Annotated in this window: 17 protein-coding genes; 7 read left to right on the top strand and 10 right to left on the bottom strand. The window is 53.2% G+C overall.

The features are described from left to right. Window positions 1–50: 50 nt before the first annotated feature. The 6 genes from D6M16_RS10360 to D6M16_RS10340 form a co-directional block, all read right to left on the bottom strand. A complete protein-coding gene (locus D6M16_RS10360; protein ID WP_120511713.1) occupies window positions 51–1493 on the bottom strand; it encodes a methyl-accepting chemotaxis protein in 1443 nt (480 codons plus the stop codon). A gap of 468 nt (window positions 1494–1961) precedes the next feature. Further along, complete coding sequence (locus D6M16_RS10355; protein WP_120511712.1) at window positions 1962–3929, bottom strand: cyanophycinase; 1968 nt, start codon at window positions 3927–3929, stop codon at window positions 1962–1964. A gap of 120 nt (window positions 3930–4049) precedes the next feature. Then, on the bottom strand, window positions 4050–5525 hold the full coding sequence (locus D6M16_RS10350; protein WP_240435559.1) for a YfcC family protein: 1476 nt from the start codon (window positions 5523–5525) through the stop codon (window positions 4050–4052). A 33-nt stretch (window positions 5526–5558) separates the two neighbouring features. Further along, window positions 5559–6692, bottom strand: a complete 1134-nt coding sequence (gene iadA, locus D6M16_RS10345) for a beta-aspartyl-peptidase (protein ID WP_120511711.1) — start codon at window positions 6690–6692, stop codon at window positions 5559–5561. Window positions 6693–6828: 136 nt separating this feature from the next. Next, on the bottom strand, window positions 6829–6963 hold the full coding sequence (locus D6M16_RS22590) for a hypothetical protein (RefSeq protein ID WP_276131394.1): 135 nt from the start codon (window positions 6961–6963) through the stop codon (window positions 6829–6831). A 264-nt stretch (window positions 6964–7227) separates the two neighbouring features. Further along, window positions 7228–9444 carry a methyl-accepting chemotaxis protein gene (locus tag D6M16_RS10340; protein WP_162940970.1) on the bottom strand — a complete coding sequence of 739 codons (2217 nt, stop codon included), beginning with the start codon at window positions 9442–9444 and terminating at the stop codon, window positions 7228–7230. A 292-nt stretch (window positions 9445–9736) separates the two neighbouring features. Here D6M16_RS10340 and D6M16_RS10335 point away from each other — a divergent pair, with 292 nt between their 5' ends. Next, entirely contained in the window at window positions 9737–9916 is a 180-nt protein-coding gene (locus tag D6M16_RS10335; RefSeq protein WP_027253170.1) for a hypothetical protein, read from the top strand. A gap of 43 nt (window positions 9917–9959) precedes the next feature. On the opposite strand, the gene D6M16_RS10330 is transcribed toward D6M16_RS10335, so the two are convergent. Continuing rightward, window positions 9960–10871, bottom strand: coding sequence for a D-alanine--D-alanine ligase (locus tag D6M16_RS10330; RefSeq protein ID WP_120511709.1), 912 nt, complete (start codon window positions 10869–10871; stop codon window positions 9960–9962). Window positions 10872–11192: 321 nt separating this feature from the next. On the opposite strand from D6M16_RS10330, the gene D6M16_RS10325 reads away from it, so the two are divergent. The 6 genes from D6M16_RS10325 to gntR all read left to right on the top strand — a co-directional run bounded on the left by D6M16_RS10325 (window position 11193) and on the right by gntR (window position 17373). After that, window positions 11193–12209: a TRAP transporter substrate-binding protein gene (locus D6M16_RS10325; protein WP_120511708.1), complete on the top strand. Its 1017-nt coding sequence runs from the start codon at window positions 11193–11195 to the stop codon at window positions 12207–12209. A gap of 97 nt (window positions 12210–12306) precedes the next feature. Beyond that, window positions 12307–12858, top strand: coding sequence for a TRAP transporter small permease subunit (locus tag D6M16_RS10320; protein WP_120511707.1), 552 nt, complete (start codon window positions 12307–12309; stop codon window positions 12856–12858). Next, on the top strand, window positions 12851–14173 hold the full coding sequence (locus D6M16_RS10315; protein ID WP_120511706.1) for a TRAP transporter large permease: 1323 nt from the start codon (window positions 12851–12853) through the stop codon (window positions 14171–14173). Before D6M16_RS10320 ends, D6M16_RS10315 begins: the two co-directional genes overlap by 8 nt. A gap of 59 nt (window positions 14174–14232) precedes the next feature. Then, window positions 14233–14727, top strand: coding sequence for a gluconokinase (locus tag D6M16_RS10310; RefSeq protein WP_120511705.1), 495 nt, complete (start codon window positions 14233–14235; stop codon window positions 14725–14727). A 46-nt stretch (window positions 14728–14773) separates the two neighbouring features. Beyond that, a complete protein-coding gene (gene gndA, locus D6M16_RS10305) occupies window positions 14774–16264 on the top strand; it encodes an NADP-dependent phosphogluconate dehydrogenase (RefSeq protein WP_120511704.1) in 1491 nt (496 codons plus the stop codon). Window positions 16265–16371: 107 nt separating this feature from the next. Then, entirely contained in the window at window positions 16372–17373 is a 1002-nt protein-coding gene (gene gntR, locus D6M16_RS10300) for a gluconate operon transcriptional repressor GntR (RefSeq protein ID WP_120511703.1), read from the top strand. 187 nt (window positions 17374–17560) lie between these two features. Here the strand turns inward: gntR and D6M16_RS10295 are convergent, their stop codons facing one another. Genes D6M16_RS10295 through D6M16_RS10285 form a run of 3 tightly spaced genes read right to left on the bottom strand, consistent with a single transcriptional unit; the run spans window position 17561 to window position 22109 of the window. Next, entirely contained in the window at window positions 17561–19480 is a 1920-nt protein-coding gene (locus D6M16_RS10295) for a beta-N-acetylhexosaminidase (RefSeq protein WP_120511702.1), read from the bottom strand. 9 nt (window positions 19481–19489) lie between these two features. After that, window positions 19490–20377: a glucosamine kinase nucleotide-binding domain-containing protein gene (locus tag D6M16_RS10290; protein WP_120511701.1), complete on the bottom strand. Its 888-nt coding sequence runs from the start codon at window positions 20375–20377 to the stop codon at window positions 19490–19492. Next, window positions 20370–22109 carry a glycoside hydrolase family 9 protein gene (locus D6M16_RS10285; protein ID WP_120511700.1) on the bottom strand — a complete coding sequence of 580 codons (1740 nt, stop codon included), beginning with the start codon at window positions 22107–22109 and terminating at the stop codon, window positions 20370–20372. Before D6M16_RS10285 ends, D6M16_RS10290 begins: the two co-directional genes overlap by 8 nt. Window positions 22110–22151: the final 42 nt, after the last annotated feature.

Raw genomic sequence — 22151 nt, 5'->3', positions numbered from 1 at the left:
TGTCCAAACCGAAGACGTATTTCGACGGAGTGGTTAGCCGTGAGTGCGTTTTATCCTGCTTTGATCTGAAAGTCCGGCGCGCCCTGTGCGGTTTTCAGTAAGGTTTTGGCAATGTCGGCAAGGGCTCTGGATTGCTCTGATCCGGCATCCACCCGGTTTTTGGTTTTTTGAGCGGCAGTACTGATATCACTGGCATGCTGGCGAATGGACTGAATGACGACATTTTGTTCCTCGCCAGACGCCGCAATCTGAGTGTTTTGCTGCTCCAGGTTGTTGATAGCGTCCAGAATGTGTTTCAGGGCGAGATCGACCTGCTGGAAATGTTCAGTGACTTCTGTCGCTTCGTGTTCGCTTTGATTCATCAGCTCGACGGATTGCTTCGATTCCCGATGCAGTTGTTCAATCATGGCTTTAATTTCTCCGGCGCTTTGCTGGGTGCGGCTGGCTAAGGTGCGCACTTCATCGGCGACAACGGCAAAACCTCGCCCTTGCTCTCCTGCACGGGCCGATTCAATCGCGGCATTCAGCGCCAGCAGGTTGGTTTGCCCGGCAATGTTTTCAATGGCATTCATGATGCTGTCGATATTTTCTATCGTCGAGTCGAGACGGCGGATAATCGCGCTGACATTATGTGTATCCTCGACCAGAGACTGAATACTGGCATGGGTTTCACTGACAATCTGCATGCCCTGACTGGCAAATTCTTTGGCGGTACTGGCTGCTTCCGACGCGATGTGGGCATTGTCACTGCTTTGCAGCACTTGTTTTTCCATTGCGATGATCGCACTGGTGAGCTGATTGATTTGATGGCTTTGCGTCTCAGCCTGATCGGTTATTTCTGATAATGTCTGGGTGTTACTGACGGCGACATCATTTAACCTGTGTGACGTTGCACTCACAGCGTCTATGACATATTCATTTTGTTGTTTCTGCTGCTCGGTACGCTTTGCGTATTGCGTAATAGCTTGTTCTTTTTCCTGCTCGGTTTTACAAAAATAGATCAGCGCGAATGTTTGTACTGAGGCATAAAAACAATGATGTATGACCATACTGATCATCAGCTCACCCTTGGGTAGTACGTATATTGGGTATCCGGATTTCTGCAGATAAAAGAATAGGAAGTGGTGAATGGCGGCCGCAACTAATACATTTACCAGAACCAGCTTTTTCTTAAATAATAAACAGAATGAAATAAGAATGAACACCTCAAAGTGAGTCATGACCATTCCGTTGTCCTGATGAATATTGAGAGCGACAAAGCCATAAAGCATATAGGCTTGAAGGTTATCCAGTTTTAATATCAGGCAGGTAATGCTGGCTGTAATTAACCCCAGCATAATGAGTAATGCAGTGATATCTATATTAGCGAACTGCAGTTTGCTGATCGTCATGATTGAAAAAAAGCCGATCACAAAAAGCAGTTGCCTGTTTTTAACATTGAAATGCAAACTGCCCATGTTTGTTGCTTTATGGGTATCAGATTTAATCATCATATAGATAACTATATTAATAAATTGGCTTGTGAATTATTGATAGCACAGAAATGACGTATAAAAAGGCAGTGTGGATTAAATGTGATCATATTCCCAAATGTCCGCTTAAAGAAATAATAACCAAGACAGCAACGTATCCGTCAATAGAGGCTTTTTGTTCTGCATTCTAAATGGCAATGTCCCGATACCACACAATAAACGCAGTGAGCGGAGCCGGATGTCCTGCCTACCGTTCCAGAAATGACTGGGGGAACATTTTGAGGACAGGCTGCATGCAGGGCTGCTTTCGCTAGTCAATGAACGCGGGTATTTCAGTGCAGACAAACCTGCGCAGGCTCCTGATGTGGCAAGTGGTAAAGCGGTTTATCAGCAAAAATGCGCCTTTGTCATACGCAGAACGGTGAGGGGCGCAAAGCGGGATGTGAAAAGGGGCTGAGAAAGCCCCTTTGAATATCTGTATTTGTGACATTATTGGGGGGTAATTGACGTCATTACAGACTGGTATGAGGCTTTGCCATTATAAACAGCCCCCACCGTATTACTGCTCCGTTCGAAATCCAGAATAAATTCAGGGTTATATTCATAGCTGTAACCCACAGCAGATTTCACCTGAGTCTGAATCATATCATCCAGTAAAGCGCGGTAATGATCCTGATAGAGTATGTCGTAATCTGTGATTGTCCGGTTCTTTTTGTAACCGGTATAAAGGGCGGCATCCGGATTAAAACGGATAGTGTAAGTTTCAGTGGCCGGATACCAGATGAACTCGTCACCGGCATTGAGATAATGTGTGGTGATATCGCTCACCCAGAAGGGGGCTTCCTGTACCAGGCTGGCGGTTGCGTTGTCAGCAATATAAACCCCGTTCTGGCCAACGACAGACATGGACACCGGCGCATCTGGCGTCAACGGCTGGCTGACAACGAGCGCGGTGGTTTCATCCACCCCAAAGCCAAAACGTACGTCCTGCTGATGGGCCAGTTTAATCAGCCGGGTCTGACGTGCGCGCTCTGAGAAGTGGGTATCTGTCACGCCCCAGTTGAATACCCCCAGGCCGCCTCCGGCATTCATCAGATGGGCCGGGTAGCCGGAAGTCAGTACATCATAAGCCGTACCACCATCAATCATAGGGTTGATGGCATCATTCGGCGTCAGCCTGCCGCCTCCCTGAACTGCCGCGCCGGCACTGGTGCCGCCAATCACCAGCGCTCCCTGCTCGAACCGGCTTCGGATGGCAGCCATTTCCGGGCTGTCTGCTCCGTTACTGATCAGACTTTCCAGAGTGCGTAGCTGACTGCCTCCATTGATAAACAAACCATCAGCAGACTGGATCATCGACAAGACGGTTTCCGGATTGTCACAGGCGCTCTGAGCCTGGCTGGCATAGTCTGCAAAATAGATATCCTGATGGGGTTTTCCGGCCAGCACATCGTGCTGCAACTGCAGATCATTACACTGGTTTTGATCGACACTCTGGCGGTAGGCCCGATCAACCGGGAACCAGGAGACGGTTGCCCCTGCCTGTTCAAATAACTGAACATAATAGTCCGCAACGTCATAGTGGTTATTGGAAGAGGAAGTCATCACCAGTATGTGGGGCTGGCCATTTTCACCAGAAGCTGCTTTTGCCATCTCGACAAATTTGTTGTAGGCCGTGACAGAGTCACTGCTCAGGGAATCATTCAGGGCAACATATTCCACCGGACGGGTGTATTGAGGCACATTACGATACAGGCGCAGCACCCTGAACTGGTCTTCAATGCTCAGATCGTTGTAGGCGCTGCCAATGGCGGTAATAAAATCGATATAAGTAAAGCTGGTATGTTCGGGCAAGGTAGCAAGCGCATCGAGCAGTCCGGTCTTTCCGGCAAAGGCTTCTGTTGCCGCGTTATCACGGCTGGCCGTACGGGTATAAGTGATGAGCCCATCATCCTTTTTGAGGTAGGCCAGAGTATCCCATTGATCTGAACTGGCATCGTACCACAGATAGTCACCGTCTATCGGCGTGCCATTGAGGGTAACATTGATGTCAGAGGCTGTGAGTGCCAGCATGGCTGTTTTAAAGTCATCCCAGGACGGAATGGGCTGGCTGTTGTACTGCTGCTGAAGTGCATACAGGGCGTTCGAAATGGCTTGCTGCATTTGAGGTTCGGCGGCCCAGGGAGCGGCATTGATCACGCGTTGAATATAGGCGTCGGATGTGGCGACCGGCTCTTCTGTGGGGGTGCGGATATCTGCATCGGTCAGGCTGGCCAGTGCAGATTGCCGGTAGCTGTTCCAGTCAGCACATTCTGCCTGCGTCATTGACGAGCAGACAACTAAATGTCCGCCGCCCAGAAAGAGCTGTTTTGCCGGCGCCGATTCAGCCTGACAGCCGAGGGAAAGGGTCAGCGCAATGCCGGCAGTCAGTGTCGATATATTGAAAACCTTTTTCATTGTGTTGCCTCCATTGAGACCTCTCCGGTGATACCGGAGGACAACGTCCGTATTGATTGAGTGTTGTAAGCACAAGCTGCCAGCCCCTGTTTTGCCGTGAGGGGCAGGCAGCCTGCAGGGTTAAGCGGCGAAGTACAGCATGACGCACGAACTGAGCAGGACTGCCCCGATATAAGGCATGACCCATTTCAGGAAGCGGCCATAGGGAATGTTGGCCATAGCCAGTCCGGCCACCACAGTGGCTGCTGTTGGTGCGAACAGGTTGATCCAGCCGGAGCCGAGCTGATAAGCGGTGACCACAATGTCCCGGCTGACACCGGCGAAGTCACTCATGGGGCCCATCAGAGGCATAGAAACGGTCGCCAGACCTGAGCTGGACGGGATGAAAAAGGCCAGAATAATGTGTGCCAGATAACTCACCACGGCAAATATGCCACTGTCCAAACCGACGACCAGGTGTTCAGCCCAGCTCAGAATAGTGTCAGTGATGTTGGCGCTGTTCATGATGACATTGATGCCCTTGGCCACCGCAATCACCAGGGCAACACCTATCATGTCGCGGCAGCCTGCAATGAATGCACTCACGAATTTCGCTTCCGGCATGCGGTTGATCAGGCCAATGAGAATGGCGGCAGTCAGGTAGATGACAGAGATTTCTTTCAGCCACCAGTTCAGCGCCGGCACAAAAGTGACGCCGATATCTTCCCAGGGAATCACGCTGTAGATCATCAGTGCAAAGGCGCCGAAAAAGACGGTCATGGTCAGCTTGTGGCGCGTGGTAAATGCCAGGCTGGCTGGCGCCTGAGAAAATTGATCATCAAAGTCGATATCGTGCAGCAGCGAAGCCTTGGGATCGGCTTTGACTTTCGCGGCATAGCGCATAATGAAAGCACAGGTGATCACATAGAGCACCACAAAGGTCAGCAGCCGGAACAGTATGCCTTCGCCCAGTTGAATGTCAGCAAAGCGAGAGGCGACACCGGTCGCAAACGGGTTGACCGTGCTGGTTGCAACACCTATCCCGCTGCCGAGCAGAATGATGCCTGCGACGACCATGCGGTCGTAACCGGCAGCAATAAAAAAAGGCAGCAGGATGACCCACAAACTCACGGTTTCTTCGCTCATCCCATAAGTACTGCCGCCCACCGCGAGAATGAAAATAAGTAAAGGGATCAGCCAGTGTTCTTTGCCTGCAAAGCGCTTGGACAAAGAAGCAATACTGGCATCCATCGCCCCGGTTATGATAGTGACATTCAAAAAGCCACCAATCATAAGGACAAACAGGATAATTGAACTGGCCTCGGCAAAACCGGCCAGCGGTGCCGCCAGAATATCTGACAGCCCCTGCGGATTACTGTCAAGTTCGGTAAAGGAGCCGGGCACAGGCAGTAAACGTTCCCCGCCGCTGTAATCAGCCACATCTGCCGCTTTCACCAGTGTGTTGGAATCACTGGTGAGATAGTCATATTTTCCTGCCGGCAGCAGCCAGGTCAGCAGTGCGACGGCTATCGTGATAAAGAAGAGGAGCGTATAGACAGTCGGCATTTTCCATTTGCGCTTGCCAGCTCCGGTTGTTGATTGCATTTCCATATCCATAGTGATTTCCCTCATTTTGATTGGACATGACGATTAAATTCTTGGAACACCCTGGCTCCAGACTTGTTTGATTTGCATGTTGTCAGGTTGGATCAGCACCAGATCGGCATCCAAGCCCGGCCTGATGTATCCCTTACGGGAAAATCCGAGTGCATTGGCCGGGGTGGAGGTAATGCATTGAATGGCAAGTTCAAACGGCACACCGTACCGGGTGACGGCTAATTGAACAGCCTCATAAAGTGATGCGATCCGACCGGTGTCCACGCCAATGGTGTTGCCCTCTGCATCGAATCTCGGCAGGCTGGCGTTGGCATCTGAGCTGAAACTTATCCGTTCAACCGGCACGCCAGCCTGTAACGCCTTGGCCAGTGCTTCGGAACAGAAAATTTCGCCGTCATCCAGCAGGCCCTGATTGGTACTGGTGGTAATGTCGATATAGCCGCCAGCTCTGGCATACCGGATGCCGGCAGTAAACAGATCCGGATTGCGGTTGATATGGGTGGGGACAAACAGGGAGTAAGGCAGTTCAGTTTTCTCAATGAGATCGTCAAGCAGGGTTAACTGATCGGGGTGATCGCCGATGTGGCAGAACACCACGCCTTTTTTACCGGCGAGGTTGGCACTGGTCCGCACCCGGCGGGCAATGGCATAAAGATCGTCAAACCGGATCACTGAGCCACGCAGATCAGACAGTGCCAGCTCTCCGATGCCGATAATCTCCGGGATGTACAGCAGATCGGTTTCAAGGCTGCCGGTGAGTGTGGTTGGTGGCAGGTGGTAAGAGCCGGTATAGAAGTAACTGTCTATGCCTTTTGCTGACAGTTCACGACATTTACCCAGTAAATTAGGTAAATTTCGCGTTATTGCATCTGTCCCCAGCGCTGAAACGGCTGTGGTGACCCCCCCTTTGAGCATTTCTTCGGCATGAATTTCTGGCGTGCGGTTGATAAAACCGCCTTCGCCGCCACCGCCCACTGAATGCACGAGCCCGTCGATGAACCCAGGGGCAAGCCACATGCCCTGGCCGTCAATGACTTCAGCCATGTCGCTGGGAATGGCGGGTAAAGTACCGGAAACCGAATGGATACGGTTGCCACAGATCACTAGGTGACAAATACCCTGATCTTCAGGCGCAAAAAGCCTGACGTTTTGAATAATACGTAACATAAACACCACGAACTGAATGGATTAAGTTCAGGTTCAGGCGTGCGGAAGCACATCGAAAATCCGATGAAATCAGATCACATTGCTGTGCCTTAAGCAGGCCGGAAACTGAATGGAAAAATTCAGAAGCGTGGGAGTTTTATTCGTTACACCATTCACTCAGCGCAGTACGGCTGAGTTTGTAGTAGCTGAACAGTAAGGTGGGGGCATGTGCAGAAGCCGTGTTCAGAACACAAGGGGCAGCGTCGAATTGTTGATCTATTTGCCAGGCCATTTGCTGTCTCTGAAGGATACACGGTTGAATTTATCCTAATCCGGTATTGGGATTGTGCAAGCAAAAAGTTGATTGAGCTTGAGTCGTCCTTGTTATTTAAATTCCATAAAAATGATTTAATATGCGTCCTTGGTCGCTTTTTTGTCGTCTTTCCGGTTTATTATGCAAAATGACGAATGTGATAGTTTTGTTAATTAATTTGAGTGCTCTCACACTTGGTAGGGTGTGAGAGCGACGATTGGGGTACGGCAGAGCTGGCAGCGCTTACATCTTGAAGTGACCGGCCATTCTTTCCAGTTGGGCTGAGAGCGTGGATAACTCTTCGCTGCTGGCAGATATCTGCTCAACCGCGCTGCTGGTGTCGCGCGACATCATATGAATGTTATTAATATTATTGCTGATTTCTGCTGACACAGCGGATTGTTGCTCAGACGCTGCTGCTATCTGCGAGGTCATGTCTGCAATATGTTCCACCGATTGCACCACTTGCTGAAGGCGCTGAGTGGTATTGACGGCCTGCTCTGTGACGCTGTAGGTGTGATCGATGCTTCTGGTCATCACATCGCTGACCTCCCGGCCGTGGTTGAGCAGGGTTGCCAGCATGGTGGCGGTGTCGCTGGTGGCATCCTGAGTGTGTTGCGCCAGATGCCGCACTTCTTCTGCGACTACGGCAAAACCGCGCCCGTGCTCGCCTGCCCGGGCGGCTTCTATCGCGGCATTGAGAGCAAGCAGGTTAGTCTGTTCAGCAATGTTGCGTATGGTGTCCAGTACCTTGGTGATCTCGTCAGAGCTTTGGCGAAGCAGCCCCAGTTTTTCGTTGGCTTCACGCATGTCGTTTGACATGTCATTCAGCCTTTCCGTACTTTGCATAAGCAAGGCAGCACAGTCCGTCACCTGGGTGTTGGTATCGTTACTGACAGTGGCGACTGTCGCGATATTGCCTGAGATGTCTTTGGCTGTGGCACTCATTTGATCTATGGCCACCGTCAGTTGGGTGGTCTCCTGTTCCTGCCGTGAGACGGTCTCAGCCGTCTGAACGGCACTGGCCGCCAGGGCCTCGGCTTCACTGCGCTGCTGCCCGGCGGCCACTTTCAGTTGATGGATGATTTCACTCAGTTTGCCGGACATGGTTTTCATCGAGGCATACACACCGGTGGCCGGTTTGTCGTCATTCATCTCCAGGCGCAGATTGCCGTCGGCAATGGCACGGGCAATTTGCTCCATGTGCTCAGGCTCTCCGCCTATTGGTCTGGTAATGCTGCGGCTGATCAGGATGGCGGCAGGAATGATCAGTGCCAGCATAGCCAGGATGACGAAAAAACCGCTGATGTTCAGTTGGCTAATGGCGGCCAGTGCTTCGGCCTGATCGATCTCTGCAACGATCACCCAGCGAGTGGCTCCGAGCTGAACCGGTGCAAACGCAGATAGCACGGCGTTACCTTTATAGTCGCTGATAGCATCAATATTGGTTTCACCAGCCAGTGCGCGGCGCACCGCTTCAGTATCAACACTGCCTTTGTCAGGATGCAGGAAAGAAGCATGTACTGAATGGTTAATGGGATCGATATACGAGTTGGAACGCATCAGCTTGTCCGGCCCGACAAGGTAAGTTTCTCCGCTGTCACCCAGTCCGGCCCGGACGCCCATGATGGCCGTCAGGCGATCGATCGGAAACTGAATCACCAGCACGCCGGTCAGACTTGCTCCCTGATAAACAGGGGCTGCCACAAAACCGGCCGGAGACTGATAAGAGGGCAGGTACAAATTGAAATCAATCAGTGCGGTCTGGCCTTTCTCCAGTGCCATCCCGGCCTGAAAAGCGTGACTGAGTAAGCTGGCACTGAAAGGACCGTTAGCCAGCGAGGTCGCAAAATCCACTTCCTTGTAGACGCTGTATACCACCTGTGAGGTTTGCGCATCGATCAGAAAGAGATCGTAATAGCCTGATTGTTCTATGAGTTCCCGAAAAAAGGGGTGATAGGTAACATGAGCGTTATCGTAGGCGGAATCACCGCTTTTATCGAGCCGTTGCTTCTCACCCAAAGGATAAGGACTGTTAGCCAGATAGCTGGCTTGCAGTGAGACAGCTTCAGGGGAAAGCTGATTAAATAGTGAGTCAGCCGATACCTGTAGGTTGGGGGCATTAGTTCTCAGCTTGGGGATGAAATGCTCGGTGTAAAACTGTTTGACCTGATTTCGCGCAGCTTCATCGACCGGCGGCAGCTCAGCCATTCCCCGGCGCAACGCGTCCAGCGCCTGCGCGGTGAACGGGTTGTTGGCTTCAAGTGTAATTTGCCGGTTCAGTGAGGCAAAGTATCGCTCTATCGCATCTTGCTTGACTTCGCGTAATGATTCCAGCTGGTTATAGGCTTGCCGTTTTAGTGAGTCTCCGGCCTGGTAGGTGGCAATGATCATCATTGCCAGTGCCGGCACCAGCCCTGACAGGAGCAAAGCGGTAAGTATTTTTTGCTGCAGTTTCATGGTTTGCCTCATTGAAACGACGCTGCTGTAATTCGAAATTAGCTCACGTTTTGTGCAAGGACGTCAGTTAAAGGCGGGCAAGAGTGCATTTTGTGATGTGAATCAAGTGTAATAATGTGAGTGTTGAATAAGCGCATCCAGGGCAGGGTTGCGGATGAGTAATTAGGATAACCGTCCCAAAAATAAATGAATCTGCAGCCAGTCGCGGTGGTGAGCAGTCGACTCTTTTTCTGATCGATAAGATTCAGTCGCCCTAACTAGCAGTAATAAACCTAGTCAGGAGACTGTTTTGATGGCAAAAGTGACAACGCTGAGTGCAGAAGAGAAACAAAATCTGGTTAATGAACTAAAACAGCTTATTGCCCTGCGCATGGGAAAATCGGTCAGTGTGACGCATCAGTACAATGATGAACAGGGCTTGGTCGTAGCCTTTGCTGTCGAAGGACAACGCTGTATGGAAGTGGCGTTTTAGCCGCCAGTTGCCCGCGCTGTTGCAGCGACGGGCCGCTGACAGATTACACAGGATCAAAAGTGGCCAGCGCCAGAATCTGCTCGATAGTCCGGGGAAAGTCGAGACCAATTTCGCGGCTGGCCATCGGAAAAACGCTGCGCTGGGTCATACCCGGTGAGGTATTCATTTCTATGGGGTAGAGCTTACCGTCGTCGCCGAGAATCACATCCAGTCTGCCCCAGCCGCGGCACCCTAATGCCTGAAAAGCTGACAGTGAAAGTTGCTGAATAGCCCGTTCTGTGTCGGTGTCAAGATCGCTGGGGCAATGGTAGGTCGCAGTCTGGGCGCCGAACTTGGCTGTCCAGTCAAAGAAAGTATCAGAGCGGATCTGCACCACGGGCAGTGCGGTGTCACCCAGGATACCGCAGGTATATTCCCGGCCGGAGATGAAAGCCTCAAGCAGGATATCATGGTCGTATTCCAAGGCCTGCATCACCGCGGCCTCCAGCTCGTCACTGGATTCCACTTTCGACACCCCTATGCTGCAACCCTGAGAGCTGGGTTTCACCACTAAGGGATAGCCTATGGTATCGGCTGCCGACTGAATCTCTTGCAGCGACTGCTGACGATCAACAGCGACCCAATTGGCATAGTGAAAACCGTGCTGGGCCAATATCTGGCGTGTACGCCGTTTATTGAGACACAGCGCCGATGTGGCCAGGCCGCTGCCGGTATAAGGAATTTTCAGCCAGTCCAGCAACCCCTGAATATGGCCGCTTTCTCCCAGGCTGCCATGCAGGGCAATAAAGACTTTATCGACTGACTGCAATGCCTCCAGAGTGCTGTGCAGACCGGAGGGATCAATGGCAATGACTTCATAGCCTAATTCATCAATGGCTTCACAAACGGCCTGACCAGAACGCAGTGATACATTCCGCTCACTGGACTCTCCGCCCATTAATACACCTACACGCATAATCAATCCCTTCCATAAGTCCTTAAGCTCATATAGTAACGAATAAGGCCAGTGATACAAAGCTATTGATTTACAAAACAATAATGAAATATGACCTTGGTCCGGGAAATGATAGTTCAATCATTTACTTACTTAAGATAAAAAATCGTACCGGCGACGCAATGAAATCAGATCGCATGAGGTGGCATTGTTGTGATGATCTTCAAAGACAGCCCTTCTTTTTCTCTGTTAGCATTTGTTATCGAAGTTACCGGTAACATAACAATTAACAGCCGGTCTTTAATGACAACGACGTGACCAATAACAATAGGACTGTACCTGATGAAAAAGCTCACCTGCACTCTGCTCGCTGCCACACTGGCCGGAACTTTTACGGCTTCTGCACTGGCGGCTGATTACACCTTCAAATTCCAGTCGTCTGACCCGGCTGGGGACAAAAACTTTCAGGTTCAGCAAGCCTGGGCGGAGCGCGTTGAAAAAATGTCTGGCGGCCGTGTCGACATTGACTTACTGCCTGTGGGCAGTGTGGTTAAACATACCGAAACCCTGAACGCGATTAAGCTGGGGATCCTGGACGGTCACATCACAGCAACCAGCTATTTTTCCGGTAAAGATCCTGCGTTCGGTCTGATCGGTAACACTGTCGGTGCATGGTCTGATACTACCCAACTGCTGCAGTACGTTAATTACGGTGGCGGTTATCAGCTGATGACTGAACTGTATGCCCCTTACGGAGTGAAATTTATCGGTGGCTCAACCACTGGGGTGGAGTCTTTTGTGTCTAAAGTGCCGGTCAATGGTGTGGAGGATCTGAAAGGCCTGAAACTACGCGCCCCGGAAGGTCTGGTTCAGCAGGTATTTGCGGCGGCGGGTGCCTCACCGGTTAACTTACCGGGTTCAGAAGTGTTCACCGGCCTGAGCAAAGGTGTGATTGACGCCGCCGATTACACTGTCTTCTCCACCAACCAGAAAGCCGGTATGAATGATGTGGCCACACATCCGGTTCAGCCAGGTTTCCACTCTCTGCCGCTGATCGACATTTCGATGAGCCAGAAAAAGTGGGACAAGCTGCCAGCGGATCTGCAGGAGATCCTGACCACTTCCGTGCGTGACTTTGCCTATGACATGACCACTCAGCTTAAGATCGCCGATCAGCAGGCGGTGAAAGAAGCTCAGGCGAATCCGGACATTACCATTCACAACTGGTCGGACGAAGAGCGCAAGAAGTTCCGTGAAATCGCGCGTGAACAATGGAAAGTGTTCGCTCAAAAGTCACCAAATGCAGAGAAAGTCTACCAATCTGTGACTAAGTTCCTGGAAGACAACGCACTGTTGTAATCCTCAGAACAGCTTGTCTGACACGCACCACTAATCCCCCTGTGAGAGGGCTGCAATCAGCCCTCTGTATCTGATGTAGCAAGAGTTGTGAACTGTCATGAATACCAATCCAACCCCCGCAGAACATGATGAGGACAAGCCGAAAAATGGCTTGGATGCGGCCATCGTCAAAATAGGCAATGCGCTGAGTCTGCTGTTTATCTTTACGGTGATCATTTCATTTTATGAAGTGCTGATGCGCTATGTGTTTGATTCACCGACTATCTGGGTGCATGAAACCGCGTCGTTTCTTGGCGGTTCACTCTTTATTGTTGGTGGTTTGTATGCCATGGCGACCAACAAGCACGTGCGCGTGGTGCTGCTGTACGACATGGTGTCACCACGCACGCGCCAGTACCTCAATGTGTTTCATCATGTGATGGGACTGCTGTTTTCTGTGCTGATGGCATGGGCCTCGTACACCATGGCCCGCGAAGCCTGGCTTACCCCTTGGGGCGAAATGCGTCTGGAAACCTCAGGTTCTGCCTGGAATCCTCCTTTTCCCGCTTTGCTCAAAGGGATCATTTTTATCTGCCTGTGTGTATTGTCTGTGCAGTTTCTGTTGCACCTGATCGCTGAAATCCGTGGACTGAGGAAGAAAGATGTTTGAGTTATCGTCAATGGGTATCGGCTACGGCAGCCTGCTGATGCTGGGGCTGATGATTGCTTTGTTGCTGACCGGGATGCAGCTGGCCTTTGTCACCGGCCTGGTGGCACTGATCTTTACCCTGGGCTGGTTTGGTCCGGATGCTTTGCCGCTGGTCACCAGCCGGATGTATTCGTTTGTCGACGGGTATATTTTCCTGGCTGTTCCTATGTTTGTGCTGATGGCGGCGCTGCTTGATCGTTCCGGCATCGCCCGCGATCTTTTTGATGCCATGAAATCCGTCGGCCGCCGCGTCCGTGGCGGTGTCGCTGTGCAGACCTTGCTGGTGGCTGTGGTACTGGCGTCCATGTCGGGCGTGATTGGTGGCGAAACTGTGCTGCTGGGGATCCTGGCATTGCCGCAAATGCTGCGACTGGGGTATGACCGCAAGCTGGCTATCGGCACCACCTGCGCCGGCGGTGCGCTGGGCACTATGCTGCCGCCAAGTATCGTGCTGATCATCTATGGTCTGACGGCCAGCGTGTCGATTGGCGATCTGTTTAAAGCCGCTTTTCTGCCCGCCTTGCTGCTGGCACTGATGTATATCGGCTATGTGCTGATCCGCTGTAAACTCAATCCGGCGCTGGCTCCTTTGCCAACTGAAGCTGAGCTGGCTGAAGATGCGGCCAGAGATATCAGTTATTTCAAAGCCTTATTCTTTCCTCTGCTGTCGGTCGGTGTCGTGCTCGGCAGTATTTACACCGGTGTGGCTTCGGTCACGGAAGCTTCTGCGCTGGGTGTGGTCGGCATTATGATCAGCGCTGTGATCCGCCGCGAAATGAGCTGGAGCATGCTCAGAGACAGTGCCATTGCCACCATGCGTACCTGCGGCATGATCATGTGGATCGGCATCGGTGCCAGTGCGCTGGTGGGTGTGTATAACCTGATGGGCGGTATTGATTTCGTTGAAGAAACCATCCTTGCCTTCAGTGGCGGCAGTCCGACCATGACACTGCTGATTATGATGGTGATCCTGCTGGTGCTGGGCATGTTCCTGGACTGGGTGGGGGTTGCCCTGCTGACCATGCCTATCTTTGTCCCCATTATTACCGGGCTGGGCATGGACCCGATCTGGTTCGGCGTGGTGTTCTGCCTCAACATGCAGGTCTCTTTCCTGTCTCCGCCTTTTGGCCCGGCGGCTTTCTATCTGAAATCGGTGGCGCCAAAAGACATCAGTTTAGGTGAAATCTTCAGCTCTCTGCTGCCTTTTATCGGTCTTCAACTGATAGCACTGACGCTGGTGATCGTCTTCCCGCAGCTTGCGCTGTGGTGGCGTTAAGAAAATAACAATAACAATAAGGAATGGCCCTGCGGTGCGAGCAGGGCAGGATAATGGCTATGAAACCAAAAAAGATAATTGTAATGGGCGTATCAGGGTGCGGTAAGAGCCTGATCGGCAGCACGCTGGCAACGGCATTGGGACTGAGCTTTTTTGATGGTGATGATTTTCACTCGCCGGACAATGTCCGCAAGATGAGTGAAGGCGTGCCGCTCAATGATGAAGACAGGGCGGAATGGCTGGCGCGGCTCAATCAGTTGTTACGGGATGCCCCCGATGCGGTATTGGCCTGCTCTGCGCTGAAACCTGAATACCGCCGCCAATTGCGTGCCGGGATCGACGGGCTGGAAATTGTCTACCTTCAGGGGGATTTTGACACTATCTGGAGCCGTCATCAGCAGCGAGCGGATCATTATTTTAACGGCCGCGCCATGCTCGAAAGCCAGTTTGCAACTCTGGTTGAGCCGGAGCCGGATGAAGCCCTGTTTATTGATATCCGCCAGTCTCAGCATGAGGTATTGCAGGATATTCTCGCGCAACTGTCACCAGCCTGAAAAGGCGGTGAATGTTGAGCTACAGATTGCAGTAAAGGAAAAACGAATGACATCAACCCAGTGCAATATTGCCATGATTGGTTTAGGCGTGATGGGGCGAAACCTGGCGCTGAATCTGCTGGAACACGGTTTTGCTGTGGCAGGTTTTGATTTGCAGGCGTCTCTGGTGCAGCAAACTAAGCAGCAGGCTGAAAAGCTGGCAAAAGCGCCGTTTACGGCCTGTGAATCCCTGCATCAGGTATTGGCGACCTTACCGTCGCCGCGGGTGATTGCCTTGTCGGTTCCGGCAGGAAAACCGGTCGATGCCGTGATCTCAGCGTTACTGGAAGCCGGACTGGAACCACAAGATACCGTGATTGATACCGGCAACAGCCTGTGGACGGATACGCTGGCCCGCGATAAGCAGTTTAAGGGGCAGTTTCAGTTTTTCAGCACAGCCGTCTCTGGCGGTGAAGAAGGTGCCCGCCATGGCCCGGCTCTGATGGCCAGCGGCAGTGCCGCGGCCTGGCGTCAGGTTGGCCCGATGTGGACAGCTATCGCGGCGCAGGTCGACAGTGCCGGTAAGCCGTTGCCGCCTTTGCGTCAGGGCGAAGCCTGTGCGGCTTATCTGGGACCTGACGGGGCCGGCCATTACGTGAAAATGGTGCATAACGGCATTGAATACGCTGATATGCAGTTGATCTGCGAGGCGTATCAGTTTCTCAGTCAGCAGCTCAGCCTGCCTGCCGCCGAGATAGGCGAGATCTTTGCCGAGTGGAACCAAGGGGTACTGAACAGTTATCTGATGGAAATCAGTGCCGATATTTTGCAGCAGCAGGATCCTGACTCCGGCCGTCCGCTGGTGGAAATGATCCTGGATAAAGCCGGCCAGAAAGGCACCGGTTTGTGGACAGCCGTCAACAGCCTGGAGGTGGCCAGTCCGGCTCCGACGATTGCCCAGGCCGTGTTTGCCCGCGCGATGAGCGGGATGAAATCCCTGCGGGTGCAGGCGGCCAAATCACTGACACTGGTCGCGGATGAGGCTCAGGCTCTGGATAAAGCCGAGCTGATCGCACAGATGCATGATGCACTTTACTGTGCCAAGTTGTGTACCTATGCACAGGGATTTGCGCTGATGAAAACCACCGCCGCCGAGCAGGGATGGCCGCTGGATTACGCTGTTATCGCCAGAATCTGGCGTGCCGGCTGTATTATCCGCGCTATTTTCCTGCAGGACATCAGTCGTGCATTCGAGCAGCAGCCGGATCTGGACAACCTGCTGCTCGCCGAGCACTTCCGCATCCAGCTCACCGAGCGTCAGCTGAACTGGCGTAAAGCGGTTGCAGGGGCGAGCCTGGCCGGCGTTGCCATGCCGGGGATCAGCTCAGCGCTGCACTATTTCGATACGCTGCGCAGCGAGATTCTGCCGGCCAATTTGTTACAGGCTCAGCGCGATTACTTTGGCGCTCACACTTATTCCCGTATTGACCAGCCAGAGGCTGACGCCTTTCATCTGAGCTGGAGCCAGTCACCGCGCGTGCAAAACAAAGTGTCATAAAAACAGGCCTGAGGGCCTGTTTCTTTTTGCGCCAGATTACAAACCGCAAGAAAGGCTTGTGGTAATCTTGGGGGCAGTTTAGCCCAATCCGATACATGAAAAATACCATGACAACCAAAAACAAACGCCCGACATTGCAGGATGTTGCGAACCTGGTCGGAGTGACTAAGATGACGGTCAGTCGTTACCTGCGCGATCCCAGCCAGGTTTCAGCGGCGTTGCAGAGCAAAATTGCCGCCGCTGTGGACGAGCTGGGATACATTCCCAATCGCGCTCCCGATATTTTGTCCAATGCCAAAAGTTATGCCATTGGTGTGTTGGTGCCCTCACTGACCAACCAGGTGTTTGCGGAAGTGATCCGGGGCATTGAGAAGGTCACCGGTCCTGCCGGTTATCAGACCATGCTGGCACACTATGGTTACAGCGCTGAGACAGAAGAAAAGAATATCGCGTCTCTGCTTTCTTACAATGTGGATGCCATTATTCTGTCGGAAAGCGTGCATACCGAACGGGCGCGAAAAATGCTCGATACCGCCGGGGTGCCTGTGGTGGAAATCATGGATTCGGTTTCGCCGGCCATCGCTCAGGCGGTGGGGTTTGATAATCAGGCTGCCGCTGAGGCGATGACAGAGCAGATGATCGCCCGCGGTCGCCGCCACATTGTTTACTTTGCTGCCCGTATGGATGCCCGGACCCACTTGCGGTTTACCGGTTATCAGCAGGTGATGAAGAAACACGGTCTGGAGCCGCGCAGTATTCAGACGGAAGAAGCCTCCTCGTTCAGCTTAGGGGCTGGTTTACTGCGGCAGTCACTGACACAATATCCGGATGCCGACGGAATTTTCTGTACCAATGATGACCTGGCGATCGGGGCAATTTATGAATGTCAGCGGTTAGGGATCCAGGTGCCGGAGCAAATGGCGGTGGCTGGTTTTCACGGCCATGACATCAGTCAGGTGATGGTGCCGCGTCTGGCGACTGTGATCACACCGCGAGAGCGAATTGGCTATGTGGCCGCCGAGCAGATCCTGCAGCGGCTGCGTGGTGAACCTGCGACAGAAAAGGTGATTACCCTGGATGTGAAAATCGAACTGGGCGAGAGTATTTAGCGTTTTTGCGCGGGGAATTTTCCGCACACTGAGCGCTTTCTCAAGTCGGTTGCAGACAAAAAAAAGGGGACCAGAGGTCCCCGAACTTATTGCCAACACAACCATATAGGATGCAAAAGACACTTCACGACACACGACAGAACCCGCCCGCAGCTCACCACGGCAACCGGGCTCTGGACATGTTTGGTTACCCCTGGCGGTAGTTCAGCCCCACCCGGTCTAAATAGGACAGCTGGCCATGCAAACGGGCTTTGAAATCATCCCAGTCACGCTGCTCCGGTGGACACCAGCAGACTTCGCTGACCGCCAGCAGGCGTGGATAGAGCAGGTATTCAAACCTCGCCTGGCTGTAGACATGCTCACACCATAGCGCGCACTGAATCCCCATGATCTGCTTCAGCTTGGGATCGCTGGGTTCCAGCTCTGCCAGCGGGCGATAGCTGTACACAGTTTCCAGCGGTAAGAACCCGGCCCAGTTGGCACCGGCTTCCTCGGCGGCGTGGCCCTGAGCCAGATCCAGGTAGGTGTACTGCGCAGGCTGCATGATCACCTGATAGCCTTTATCCGCACAGTCCAGTCCGGCCTGCTCATTCATCCATGGCATGACGATGGTGTTTTGACTGACCTTGTCACCTTTCACCACTTCCTGCCAGCCGAGCATCCGCTTGCCTTTTCCGGCCAGGTAGTTTTCAACAAAGCGTAAAATATGACCTTGCAGCTCAAACGGGTCCTCATAGCCTTCCTGGGCCATCAGTTCGCGGCATGCCGGGCTGTCGGTCCAGACACCGTTGGGTACTTCATCCGCCCCCACATGCAGGAAGGGCGCCGGGAACAATTCACAGACCTCATCCAGCACTGTGGTCAGGAAGGTGTAAGTGCCAGGCAGAGCCGGTGACAGAATGTTGTCCGAATAATTCTGGATGCTGCGGTATTGCGAGCGATCTGCTTCATCAACCAGCAGCTCAGGCAGCGATTTGATGGCAGCCCGGCAATGGCCGGGAATGTCGATTTCCGGAATCACCTGAATGCCCCGATCGGCGGCATAGGCCACGATATCCCGGATCTGCTGCTTGGTATAAAAGCCGCCGTACCGACGATCAACGGTCGAAAACTGCGGGAGCAGGGGTTCTTGCGGCCCGCGCCATGCGCCAATCTCAGTCAGGGCAGGGTAGGCGTCAATCTCAATCCGCCAGCCTTCATCATCGGTCAGGTGCCAGTGGAAGGTGTTAAATTTATAACGGGCAAGCTGATCGAGCAGCTTTTTGATCCGGGTAACGGAATGAAAATGGCGTGCGCAATCGAGCATCATGCCGCGATGGCCATATTGCGGCTCATCGTTAATTTCTACCATAGGCACGCTGAGCGCGTGCTCAATCTGATGGGTTGGCTGAGCTGGCAGCAACTGCAGCAGACTGGCTGTCGCATGGCTGAATCCGGCACCGGAGCTGGCTTCCAGCCAGATGTGATCATGCTCGACCAGCATATGATAGGCACCGTCGGCCAGATCGGCGCGCGTCTGATAATGGATATTGCCGCTGGGGGCGATCGCCAGTGGGCTGTCCAGCCAATGGGCCAACTCCTGCTGCAGCCAGTTCACGCTGCCCTGCGCCGCTTCAGGAAATTCAGCCAGTGCGGTATGACGGGTAAACCGAAACTCGCCTGCTAAGGTTTTCAGACTGGCGGGAGCGGGGATCAGGTTAATCGTCTTGGGTGCTGGTAACTCAAGCGTCAGTCGGTCCTGTACCGGGTTTTTCAGGTTCACCGGGGTCACAGTCACCGGCAGTGCCTCGCCTTGCTGATTGGCATACAGGCAGGCATCGATCACGCCGTCACCATGCAGGGTGAGGGGCGGGGTCTTGATGGAAAATTCGGTATAGAAATGGCTGTTGGGCACCAGAGCGGCATCGTCTGAGGCTGACAGGGTACAGTAGCTGCCAATCTGCTGCAGTACGCCGCGAGAGACGGAAGTCGGTTCAATCCAGCGGCTGAGAATAAAAGCCAGGGACCAGGCTTCCAGCGCCTGTTCACCCAGGTTGTGTAAGGTCAGCGCGAAGCGGGATTCCGTATCGGTTTGATTGATAACTGTTAAATCAAGGCGATAGCTCATGATAGCCCCTTATAATGGATACAGGTTATGATCGCCTTGGGCGATCAGTATTGCGCCATCCATGGCATCTCCCTGCGGAGCAGCCAGTCGGCATTGAATAGCGGGTGTCAGCCAGGGGGCGATGCGCTCGCCGATACCGCCCATCAGACACACCTGGTCTGCACCGCGTGCCAGCAGGGCGTTCAGCCACATCTCTATATCTGAGGCCGTCTGCTGAAGCAGTGCCACTGCCAGGCTGTCGTTGTGTGCTGACAGCCGGAAAATATCGGGTGAGAACTGGCCGTAGTCACAAGGACGGGCAGTTTTTGACCATTCGACGATGGCATCAATATCGTGATCGAAGTGCGCCAGCACATGGCGGATCAGTTCGGTCTGAGGCACGATGCCGTCAACGCTCAGCAATACCTGCTGAATGAGCCGCAGGCCCATGATGGCACCGCTGCCCTGATCGGAAATCGGAAATTCGCGGCCACCCAGCACGGTGATCTCCCTGCCGCGGCGGAGAATGCCGACAGAGCCGGTACCGGCGATGAAGATGGCGCCGTCCTGTCCGTTCCAGGCTCCCAGACAGGCGCCGTAGCCGTCGGTATTGAGTACCATCCGGCCAAAAGGGTGAGGCTGGGCCATGAAGTCGTACCAGGCTTTGCGATGTTCGGCGCCGGCCAGTGCCAGACCGACAGCCATGCGAGAAAAGTCGGCATCAGTCAGGCCGGCGTGTGCCGCGGCGGTTGCAATCGCATCTTGGATCGATGCCATGGCAACTTCCGCGCCGAGCAGAATATTGGCACTGCCGGTTTTGGCTTCAGCCAGTATCTGGCCGTTCAGATCGCAAAGGCGTGCCCGGCAAGAGGTGCCGCCGCCGTCAATGCCGACCAGAAAACGCAAATCATCAGCCATAGTGGCGCTCCTTACATTGCATTACGATCGCTAGCAGATACCAGGCCGCATGCGGGATCCATTGCTCCCCCCAGCGCCAGTTCTGCAGCATGTCACCGGCCTGGGCAGGCGGCGCAAAGGCAATATCCGATTCATTGTCAAATCCCGAGGTAATGCCATTGCAGATGCCGCCTTTGGCGTTGAAAAAACCTAATTCAGGCAGATAGTCGGGATTATTGCGCCCGTGGCCGTCCAGCATGCTCATATCAAAAGGATTCAGGCCCAGCAACCAGTTCAGGAGCTGAGTGCCGTAATCTTTCAGCTGTTGGCTCAGTTGACTGCTGTGCACAACCGGGGCGGCCATGAAAGCCATGGCGGCGAGAGAGCCCAGTCTGGCATTTTCCCCCTGCCACCAATATCCGCTTTCGTTATTGTGCGGAATAAAGAAGGCACTGTGCTTGTCACCATCTACCGCTTTGACATACTGGCGCGGATAGCCAAAAGGATTCGCGGCCGATTGCGTGATGTTCAGTTCAAAGTGCAGTGCATTGTCCAGCACAGTTTCGATCGTGTTCAGGCGGTGCCTGTCAGATTCAATCTGTAAATACTGCAGCAAACTGATGACCGGCAGACCCGCTTCGGCGGCATGAAAATATGGCCGGCTGCCATCGGAGTTTGCACTCCAGTAATGTTGCTGCTGGTTATCAGACTGCTGACGGGCAGCCAGTCGATCGGCCCAGTAACGGGCTTCGCTGAGATAACGGGTTTGCTCGGTCGCTTTGCTCAGCTCGACCGCCGCCAGCAGCGCGCAATATTCGTCAATGATGTTTTCTTCACCATCATCCAGATACTGGCTGTTGTGGGTTTTAAGGTGCCAGTAGGCCGTCTGGGCAGATTCCAGATAAGCGTCGGTATTGTTTACCTCGCCCAGATCCAGTTTTATCACCGCAGCACTGCGTACCAGCCTGGCCGCCGCGGCCAGGGCGGCAATCGCAATGCCGCCGCCCTGACGAAAAGCGGCCTGATAGCTGTCAGCTTTGATGCCCTCCTGAGTTGAATAGCTACAAATCTCCCGTTGCCCGGTGGACTTACTCCACTTATCGAACACTGTCATATAAAAATAACCCTGCGGTGCATGCATCCGCAGTAAAAAATCCGCGCCAAAAAGTGCCTCTTCAATCAGGCGGACGCGGGAAAAATCCGCAAATGCGGGGACACCCTGCAGCGACTCAAAGGCGGTGAGCATATTCCACACCACCATAGGCGTCTGCTGCGGATTGAGGTAATTGGCATAGGACAGGTGACTCAGGTATTTACTGACATCGCCCGAGGCGTCGTACCAGCCACCATGGGCGTCAACGACTGTGTCCTGATTGCCAAACAGCGGGACGGCATGATCATACTGATCGAATTTTCCGCCGCAGCGCTGGGATTTGAAATAGTGCAGCACATCACTGAAGGTGCGCTGCATCAGTAAGCCGTCAGCGATGTCAAAATCAGAAGATTCAAGTTCACCAAAGCAAATTCGGTAGCGGCCGGCTTCTTGCCAGGCGCTGAAATCGATTTGTGTCGCCGCACCTGTATGCCACTGATCTGTGTGCTGACTTTGAGAGAGCGGCAGTTGCATCACAGTTTGTCGGTCTTCACTGCGGACCAGGGTCGCCTGCATCAGGGATAAAGGGGCCTGATGCTGAACAATGGCAACCTTGTTACCTGTACGTTCATAACCGAGATGGTTGATTAACAACTGCATAGCTTTCCTTCGTTTCTGTGAGTAATTGTCGGTTGTTCAGCG

Origin of the sequence: Photobacterium salinisoli, assembly GCF_003614885.1 — a bacterium.
In the GTDB taxonomy this organism is placed as follows: domain Bacteria; phylum Pseudomonadota; class Gammaproteobacteria; order Enterobacterales; family Vibrionaceae; genus Photobacterium; species Photobacterium salinisoli.
Note: the sequence above shows the minus strand (reverse complement) of the source record. Positions and strands in the feature narration are given on the sequence as shown.

Coding starts and splice junctions, on each gene's coding strand:
- D6M16_RS10320 (WP_120511707.1), top strand. CDS start 12,307: ATGAATACCAATCCAACCCCCGCAGAACATGATGAGGACAAGCCGAAA.
- D6M16_RS10325 (WP_120511708.1), top strand. CDS start 11,193: ATGAAAAAGCTCACCTGCACTCTGCTCGCTGCCACACTGGCCGGAACT.
- gndA (WP_120511704.1), top strand. CDS start 14,774: ATGACATCAACCCAGTGCAATATTGCCATGATTGGTTTAGGCGTGATG.
- D6M16_RS22590 (WP_276131394.1), bottom strand. CDS start 6,963: ATGGCCTGGCAAATAGATCAACAATTCGACGCTGCCCCTTGTGTTCTG.
- D6M16_RS10355 (WP_120511712.1), bottom strand. CDS start 3,929: ATGAAAAAGGTTTTCAATATATCGACACTGACTGCCGGCATTGCGCTG.
- D6M16_RS10295 (WP_120511702.1), bottom strand. CDS start 19,480: ATGAGCTATCGCCTTGATTTAACAGTTATCAATCAAACCGATACGGAA.
- gntR (WP_120511703.1), top strand. CDS start 16,372: ATGACAACCAAAAACAAACGCCCGACATTGCAGGATGTTGCGAACCTG.
- D6M16_RS10335 (WP_027253170.1), top strand. CDS start 9,737: ATGGCAAAAGTGACAACGCTGAGTGCAGAAGAGAAACAAAATCTGGTT.
- D6M16_RS10330 (WP_120511709.1), bottom strand. CDS start 10,871: ATGCGTGTAGGTGTATTAATGGGCGGAGAGTCCAGTGAGCGGAATGTA.
- iadA (WP_120511711.1), bottom strand. CDS start 6,692: ATGTTACGTATTATTCAAAACGTCAGGCTTTTTGCGCCTGAAGATCAG.
- D6M16_RS10285 (WP_120511700.1), bottom strand. CDS start 22,109: ATGCAGTTGTTAATCAACCATCTCGGTTATGAACGTACAGGTAACAAG.
- D6M16_RS10340 (WP_162940970.1), bottom strand. CDS start 9,444: ATGAAACTGCAGCAAAAAATACTTACCGCTTTGCTCCTGTCAGGGCTG.
- D6M16_RS10290 (WP_120511701.1), bottom strand. CDS start 20,377: ATGGCTGATGATTTGCGTTTTCTGGTCGGCATTGACGGCGGCGGCACC.
- D6M16_RS10360 (WP_120511713.1), bottom strand. CDS start 1,493: ATGATGATTAAATCTGATACCCATAAAGCAACAAACATGGGCAGTTTG.
- D6M16_RS10350 (WP_240435559.1), bottom strand. CDS start 5,525: ATGGATATGGAAATGCAATCAACAACCGGAGCTGGCAAGCGCAAATGG.
- D6M16_RS10315 (WP_120511706.1), top strand. CDS start 12,851: ATGTTTGAGTTATCGTCAATGGGTATCGGCTACGGCAGCCTGCTGATG.
- D6M16_RS10310 (WP_120511705.1), top strand. CDS start 14,233: ATGAAACCAAAAAAGATAATTGTAATGGGCGTATCAGGGTGCGGTAAG.